This is a genomic window from Corallococcus llansteffanensis (assembly GCF_003612055.1).
Classification (GTDB): domain Bacteria; phylum Myxococcota; class Myxococcia; order Myxococcales; family Myxococcaceae; genus Corallococcus; species Corallococcus llansteffanensis.
The window spans coordinates 1-6226 of sequence record NZ_RAWB01000581.1; the positions used below are offsets into that span (position 1 = coordinate 1).

A 6226-nucleotide genomic window follows, 5' to 3' on the forward strand; every position below is an offset into this window, starting at 1 on the left:
CCGGAGTGGTAGGGACCCACCACCGCCGCCACGAACGCCGCCGCCACGGCCGCGTCCACCGCGTTGCCGCCCTTGTTGAGCATCTCCAGCGCGGCCTCGCTCGCGGGGGGGTACGCCGTGGCCACCGCACCTCCCCGGTAGGGCCGCGCCGCCTGCACTCCCGAAGCGGCCAGCAGCACCGCGAGTCCTACCGCGCGAACCCACCCGGCTCCGACGCTTCCGATGTGTGTGTTCCCCACCTGTGGACGCCTTTCCTTGTGATTTCCGGCCGTTCCCTAATGCACCATGCGCCGCGTGGGGACCAGGGTTTCAACTGGACGACATTTTTTTCCTTGGATTGTGGATTGGGTCGAGGCAATCTTGATCCATGTGCAGCGACTGGTGGCGTCCATGAGTCCTCCCAACCCCATCGAGCCCTCCGTTCCCGTGGTGGCGCCCGTGCCGGTGCGGATGACGACGTTCCTGAAGCCGCGCTTCGGCATCACCGTCCAGCGCAACACGTTGTGTGTGGCAGTCAGCGCCCGGCCGTCTCAGGAAGGCCCCCGGCCGGTTTTGACGCCCGGGCACGGTTGACGAGTTGATCGGCGGTCCCTAATTCTCCGCCGCATATGACAGCTCTGGCAGCGGTGGTCCTTTGCGCGGGGAAGGGCACGCGGATGAAGTCGGAGAAGGCGAAGGTCCTTCACCCCATCCTCGGTCGTCCCATCTGCGCCTATCCCTTGAAGCGAGCCCTGGAACTGGGCGCCACGTCCGTGGTGCCGGTGGTGGGACACCAGGCCGCCGAGGTGGAGAAGTCCATCCGCGCCCACTTCCCGGAGGCGCCCCTGCGCTTCGCGCTCCAGAAGGAGCAGCGCGGCACGGCGGACGCGGTGAAGGCCGCGGAAGACGCGCTGAAGGGCCACGACGGCCGCGTGCTCATCCTCTACGGAGACGTGCCGCTCCTGCGCAAGGAGACGCTCCAGGCGCTGCTCGCCGCGCATGACGCCGCGGGCGGGGCGCTGGCGCTGGTGTCCACCACGCTGGAGGACCCCACGGGCTACGGCCGCGTCATCCGCGAGGCGGGCAAGGTCGCGCGCATCGTGGAGCACAAGGACTGCACCCCGGAGCAGCGCGCGGTGAAGGAGTGCAACGCGGGCATCTACTCCGTGGACGCGGCCTTCCTCTGGAAGGCGCTCGCGGAGATCAAACCCGTCAACGCGCAGGGCGAGTACTACCTCACGGACCTGGTGGAGATGGCCGCGAAGCACGGCCCGGTGGGCGCGGTGGACGCGGACGCCACGGAGACCGCGGGCGTGAACGACAAGGTGGAGCTGGCGGCCCGCGCGCGCGTCCTCCAGCAGCGGATCAACGAAGCCCACATGCGCGCCGGCGTGTCCATCCTGGACCCCGCCACGGCGTACATCGAAGAGGGCATCACCATTGGCACCGATACGGAGATTGGTCCGAGCGTCACGCTCGCGGCCGGCACCGTCGTCGGGAAGAACGTCATCATCGGGCAGGGCAGCGTGCTCACCGCTTCCCACGTGGCGGACGGCACCCACATCAAGCCCTACTCCGTGCTGGAAGAGGCGCGTGTGGGCGACCGGTGCATCATCGGCCCGTTCTCCCGGCTGCGTCCCGGGACGGACTTGGCAGAGGACGTGCATCTGGGGAACTTCGTGGAGACGAAGAAGGCCCGCATCGGCAAGGGCAGCAAGGCCAACCACCTGACTTACCTGGGGGACGCGAACATCGGCGCGGGCTGCAACATCGGCGCGGGCACCATCACCTGTAACTATGACGGGGTGAACAAGCATCTGACGGAGCTGGGCGACGGGGTCTTCATCGGCTCGGACTCGCAGCTCGTCGCGCCGGTGAAGGTGGGGGACGGCGGCTATGTCGGCGCGGGCACCACGGTGACGAAGAATGTGCCTCCTGGGAGCCTCGCTGTGTCCCGTGCGCCGCAGGTGGTGAAGGAGGGGTGGGTGGCGGGCAAGAAGGCACGGCAGGCAAAGGTGAAGGCAGGCGGTTAGTTCGCGACGCTTGCCTGGTGGTCGGACGGTTGGGCGCGGTTGGGCGTGGTTGGGATTCCCGTGATTTGCTGAGGCGGCGCGGGTCGAGAAAGAGGCAGGAACATGTGCGGGATTGTTGGTTACGTCGGTGACAAGGAGTCTGCTCCCATCCTGGTGTCGGGTCTGAAGAAGCTCGAGTACCGGGGCTATGACTCCGCGGGCGTCGCGGTGGTGAGCGGCAACCAGCTCAACGTGGTTCGCGCCACGGGCAAGCTGCGCAACCTGGAGAACCGGGTGGTGCAGGACCTGCCGAAGGGCACCACCGGCATTGGCCACACGCGCTGGGCGACCCACGGGCGCCCCTCCGATGAGAACGCCCACCCGCACACGTACAAGAACGTGGCGGTGGTGCACAACGGCATCATCGAGAACCACCTGGCGCTGAAGGTGGAGCTGCGCGCGCGCGGCCACGTCTTCGCGTCGGAGACGGACTCGGAAGTGTTCGCGCACCTCATCTCCGAGGAGGTGGAGCGCGGTGTGGACCTGCCGGACGCGGTGCGCGCCGCCATCCAGCAGGTGAAGGGCACCTACGGCCTCGTCGTCGTGTGCTCCAAGGATCCGGGCCGCATCGTGTGCACGAAGGACGCGTCGCCCATGGTGCTGGGCCTGGGCGAGGGCCAGAACTTCGTGGCCAGCGACGTGCCCGCGCTGCTCGAGCACACGCGCGACTTCGTCTACATGGAGGAGGGTGACCTGGCGGTCATCACCGCCGCGAAGGTGGACATCTACAACCGCCAGGGGAACCTGGTGAACCGCCCCACCCGCCGCATCGACTGGACGCCGATGATGGCGGAGAAGGGTGGCTACAAGCACTTCATGCACAAGGAGATCTGGGAGCAGCCCCGCGCCATCGCGGACACGCTGCGCGGCCGGATGCTCCTGTCGGAGGGCGACGTCCACTTCGACACGTGGAACCTCTCCACCGAACAGGTGAAGTCCTTCACGAAGATCACCATCCTCGCCTGCGGCACGTCGTGGCACTCCGGCGTCGCCGGCAAGCACATGATCGAGTCGCTGGCGCGGATCCCGGTGGAGGTGGAGCTCGCGAGCGAGTTCCGCTACCGCGACCCCATCGTGGAGAAGTCGCACCTGGTCATCGCCATCAGCCAGTCGGGTGAGACGGCGGACACGCTGGGGGCCTTCAAGGAGGCCAAGCGGCTGGGCGCCCACACCCTGGCCATCTGCAACGTGATTGGCAGCGCGATGACGCGCGAGTCCGACCTGCACATCCTGACCAACGCGGGTCCGGAGATCGGCGTCGCGTCCACCAAGGCGTTCACCACGCAGCTCGTGACGCTCTACCTGCTGGCGGTGAAGCTGGGCCGCATGCGCGGCTCGCTGTCGGTGGAGGCCGCCCAGGAGCACCTGACGCACCTGACCCAGGTGCCGAAGATGATCGAGGACGTGCTCAAGTGCGAGCCGCAGGTGAAGCGCGTCGCGCGCGAGTTCATGAACGCGCAGGACTTCCTGTTCCTCGGCCGCGGCCCCATGCACCCGGTGGCGCTGGAGGGCGCGCTCAAGCTCAAGGAGATCTCGTACATCCACGCGGAGGGCTACGCGGGCGGTGAGATGAAGCACGGCCCCATCGCGCTCATCGACGAGAAGATGCCCGTCGTCATCATCGCGCCGAAGCAGCCGCACGTCGCGTACGAGAAGATCATCGGCAACATCGAGGAGGTCCGCGCGCGCGGCGGCAAGGTCATCGCCGTGCTCGACGAGGACGACACGCAGGCGGACAGCCTGGCCGACCACGTCATCCGCATCCCCTCCGCCTGCGCGCTGCTCGCGCCGGTGGTGGCCACCATCCCGCTGCAGCTGCTCGCCTACCACGTGGCGGAGATGCGCGGGAACGACGTGGATCAGCCCCGCAACCTCGCCAAGAGCGTGACGGTCGAGTAGCGCTGAACCGCTTCAGGTCCTGAAGAGACAAGAGCCCGGGTCCCCTTCAAGGGGGCCCGGGCTTCTTCGTGGCTTGGGTCCGGGCGGGCTACTTCTCCTCGGCCAGCTCCAGCAGCACTTCCAGGTCCGCCGCCGCGTCCAGCGACTCCAGCAGCTCCAGGTTCTCCACCACCTCGCGGTCCTCGTCGGTGAGCTGCGGCTCCGTCCGGCGGGGCTCCAGGGGGACGGGCGCGGGGGACGCGGGAGGCGCCGGTGCTTCCGGAGGGGGCGTGCGCACCTCCTGGGCAGCGGCGGGCAGCGCGCCCGCGAGCGCGAACAGCAGCAGCCACGCGCCATGCATGGACAGGGGGGCGGGCCTCACTTGCGCCGCCTCTCGCGCAGCCGCTCGCGTGCCTCCTGACGCTGCTCGGCGGACATCTGCCGCCAGCGGCGCATGTTCTCCATCATCTGCTCGCGGCGCTCGGGGTGTTCGCGCAGGTACGCGCGCATCCGCTGGCGCAGCTCCGCGCGGCGCTCCGTGGACAGCCCCTTGAGGTCGCGCACCTGCTCGCGCACCGCCTTGCGCTCCTGGGGCGTCAGGCGCTGGAAGTCGCGCAGGTTGGAGCGCAGCCGCTCGCGCTCCTCGGGGGGCAGCTGCCGCCAGCGCTGGAGGTTCTCGCGCACGCGTGCCCGCTCCTCGGGCGGCATCGCCTTGAACTCGCGCAGCTTCGCGCGCAGCGCCTCCTTCTGCTCCGGGGGCAGCTTCTCGAAGCGCTCCGCGGGCGTGGGCGTGGGGGCGTTGGTCGCGCCCGCGGGCGTGCCCGTGAGGAGGGCCAGCGTCACCGCCACGGCGACGGCCGCCAGGGTCGTTCTTCCCAGCATCACGGCATCCCCAGTTCGTGGAGGTTCTCGACGACCTCCAGGTCATCGGAGCTGTCGAGCCCGAGGACTTCGTAGTCCTCGACCAGCTCCAGGTTCGTCGCCACTTCCAGCGCGCCCGGGTCCCACTCGTCCAGCGCCGTGCTCTCTCCGCCGCCCCGGCCGACGACGAGCACCGCCAGCACCGCCGCGGCGGCCACGCCCAGGGAGGGCACCAGCACGCCCGGCCGCAGCAGCGACGCCAGCCGTTCACGCCACGTGGGGGGCAGCGCGTCCAGCCGCGCCAGCACCTCGCGCCGCGCGGAAGGCGAGGGCGTGAAGGCGGGCAGCTCCGCCATCCGCGCCACGGTGACGCGCAGCAGCCGCTCCGTCTGTTGGCAGTCCGCGCAGGTGCCCAGGTGGGCCTCCACGCGGGCGCGGTGCGGGGGCGGCAGCTCCCCGTCCACGTAGGCCGTCAGGTCTTCCTCATACGCACAGCTCATGCCCGACTCCTCGCGGGCACGGTGCCCGCCTGCAACGCTTCCAGCCTGCGCGCCACCGCCAGCGTGGCCCGGTGGATGAGACTCTTCACGGCCGCCTCGCTCGCTTCCAGCGCCTCCGCGATGTCCCGGTACGCCATGCCCTCGAACCGGCACATGGTGAAGGCCGCGCGCTCGCGCTCGCTCAAATCCCCCAACGCCAATCCCACCGCCGCCTCCAGCTCCCGGCCGCTCAGCGCCTGGTCGGGCCGGTCCCCTTCGGGCCCTGGCATCTCCACGCCTCCCGCGTCTTCGGCTTCCGGGGCCTCCGTGACAAGGCGGGCCACGCGGTACTCGCCGCGCCGCATCTCGTTGAGGCAGTGGTTGGTGGCCACCCGGAAGAGGAACGTCTTGAACTTCGCCGTGGGCTTGTAGGAGCGCGCGTGGCGGTAGAGCTTCACGAAGATGTCCTGCGTCAGCTCCTCCGCCCGCGCCGGATCGCCCACGAAGCGGAACGCGAAGCGCGCCACGCTCGCGTGGTGTCGGTCGAAGAGCCAGGCGAAGGCCTGCTTGTCGCCCGCCGCCACCTTCAGCATCGCCTGTGTGTCCGGGTCCAGGTCCATCCGTGAGGCATCAACCCCGTTGCCCGTTGGAAGTTGCGGGCCTTCCCACTTTGAACCCCGAGGGCGCCCCCGGTTACAGTTTCGCCACCGTGTCCGATGCTCCCCGCCCACGTTCGCGCACACCCGCCTCCCATTCCGGAGATGAGGACGGCTCCGTGCAGGACCTGGCGCCCTGGGAGCCCCTGGCGCAGGGCGGCACGCCCACCCCGCCCACGGACTCGCCGCTGCCCATGTTCCTGCTGGCGCAGCAGGCCCGGCGCGCCACCGGGACGGAGCGGCAGCGGCTGGCGTCGGAGCTGAACGGGCTCCTGGAGGACCTGGTCGCCGAAGGAGGCGG

General features: G+C 69.7%; 8 protein-coding genes and 1 pseudogene. 4 read left to right on the top strand and 5 right to left on the bottom strand.

Features of this window, described 5'->3' with window-relative positions:
* Nucleotides 1–179: gamma-glutamyltransferase (locus D7V93_RS35625; RefSeq protein WP_244237702.1), on the bottom strand; the 179-nt coding region annotated here is incomplete at its 3' end.
* A gap of 211 nt (nucleotides 180–390) precedes the next feature.
* Between D7V93_RS35625 and D7V93_RS35630 the strand changes: the two genes are divergently transcribed.
* The 3 genes from D7V93_RS35630 to glmS all read left to right on the top strand — a co-directional run bounded on the left by D7V93_RS35630 (nucleotide 391) and on the right by glmS (nucleotide 3950).
* On the top strand, nucleotides 391–573 hold the full coding sequence (locus D7V93_RS35630) for a hypothetical protein (RefSeq protein WP_120647608.1): 183 nt from the start codon (nucleotides 391–393) through the stop codon (nucleotides 571–573).
* Nucleotides 574–608: 35 nt separating this feature from the next.
* Nucleotides 609–2012 (top strand): bifunctional UDP-N-acetylglucosamine diphosphorylase/glucosamine-1-phosphate N-acetyltransferase GlmU, encoded by a 1404-nt coding sequence (gene glmU / locus D7V93_RS35635; protein WP_120647602.1) that lies wholly within the window; start codon nucleotides 609–611, stop codon nucleotides 2010–2012.
* A 102-nt stretch (nucleotides 2013–2114) separates the two neighbouring features.
* The gene (gene glmS, locus D7V93_RS35640; RefSeq protein WP_120647603.1) at nucleotides 2115–3950 is read left to right on the top strand and encodes a glutamine--fructose-6-phosphate transaminase (isomerizing); all 1836 of its coding nucleotides are present in this window, start codon (nucleotides 2115–2117) and stop codon (nucleotides 3948–3950) included.
* Nucleotides 3951–4038: 88 nt separating this feature from the next.
* Here glmS and D7V93_RS35645 read toward each other — a convergent pair whose 3' ends face one another.
* From D7V93_RS35645 to D7V93_RS35660, 4 genes are read right to left on the bottom strand one after another with little or no spacing between them, the layout of a single operon-like run.
* Complete coding sequence (locus D7V93_RS35645; RefSeq protein ID WP_244237701.1) at nucleotides 4039–4311, bottom strand: hypothetical protein; 273 nt, start codon at nucleotides 4309–4311, stop codon at nucleotides 4039–4041.
* Complete coding sequence (locus tag D7V93_RS35650; RefSeq protein ID WP_120647605.1) at nucleotides 4308–4811, bottom strand: DUF3106 domain-containing protein; 504 nt, start codon at nucleotides 4809–4811, stop codon at nucleotides 4308–4310. Before D7V93_RS35650 ends, D7V93_RS35645 begins: the two co-directional genes overlap by 4 nt.
* The gene (locus D7V93_RS35655) at nucleotides 4811–5290 is read right to left on the bottom strand and encodes an anti-sigma factor family protein (RefSeq protein ID WP_120647606.1); all 480 of its coding nucleotides are present in this window, start codon (nucleotides 5288–5290) and stop codon (nucleotides 4811–4813) included. Before D7V93_RS35655 ends, D7V93_RS35650 begins: the two co-directional genes overlap by 1 nt.
* The gene (locus tag D7V93_RS35660; protein WP_120647607.1) at nucleotides 5287–5889 is read right to left on the bottom strand and encodes an RNA polymerase sigma factor; all 603 of its coding nucleotides are present in this window, start codon (nucleotides 5887–5889) and stop codon (nucleotides 5287–5289) included. The genes D7V93_RS35655 and D7V93_RS35660 overlap by 4 nt, the downstream gene beginning before the upstream one ends.
* Nucleotides 5890–6044: 155 nt before the next feature.
* Between D7V93_RS35660 and D7V93_RS35665 the strand changes: the two are divergent.
* A pseudogene (locus D7V93_RS35665) lies at nucleotides 6045–6226 on the top strand (hypothetical protein); the annotation flags it as partial.

What these genes read in the sequence shown, in the direction of transcription:
- D7V93_RS35650 (WP_120647605.1), bottom strand. Translation starts at nt 4,811, where the DNA reads ATGCTGGGAAGAACGACCCTGGCGGCCGTCGCCGTGGCGGTGACGCTG.
- glmS (WP_120647603.1), top strand. Translation starts at nt 2,115, where the DNA reads ATGTGCGGGATTGTTGGTTACGTCGGTGACAAGGAGTCTGCTCCCATC.
- D7V93_RS35655 (WP_120647606.1), bottom strand. Translation starts at nt 5,290, where the DNA reads ATGAGCTGTGCGTATGAGGAAGACCTGACGGCCTACGTGGACGGGGAG.
- D7V93_RS35660 (WP_120647607.1), bottom strand. Translation starts at nt 5,889, where the DNA reads ATGGACCTGGACCCGGACACACAGGCGATGCTGAAGGTGGCGGCGGGC.
- glmU (WP_120647602.1), top strand. Translation starts at nt 609, where the DNA reads ATGACAGCTCTGGCAGCGGTGGTCCTTTGCGCGGGGAAGGGCACGCGG.
- D7V93_RS35630 (WP_120647608.1), top strand. Translation starts at nt 391, where the DNA reads ATGAGTCCTCCCAACCCCATCGAGCCCTCCGTTCCCGTGGTGGCGCCC.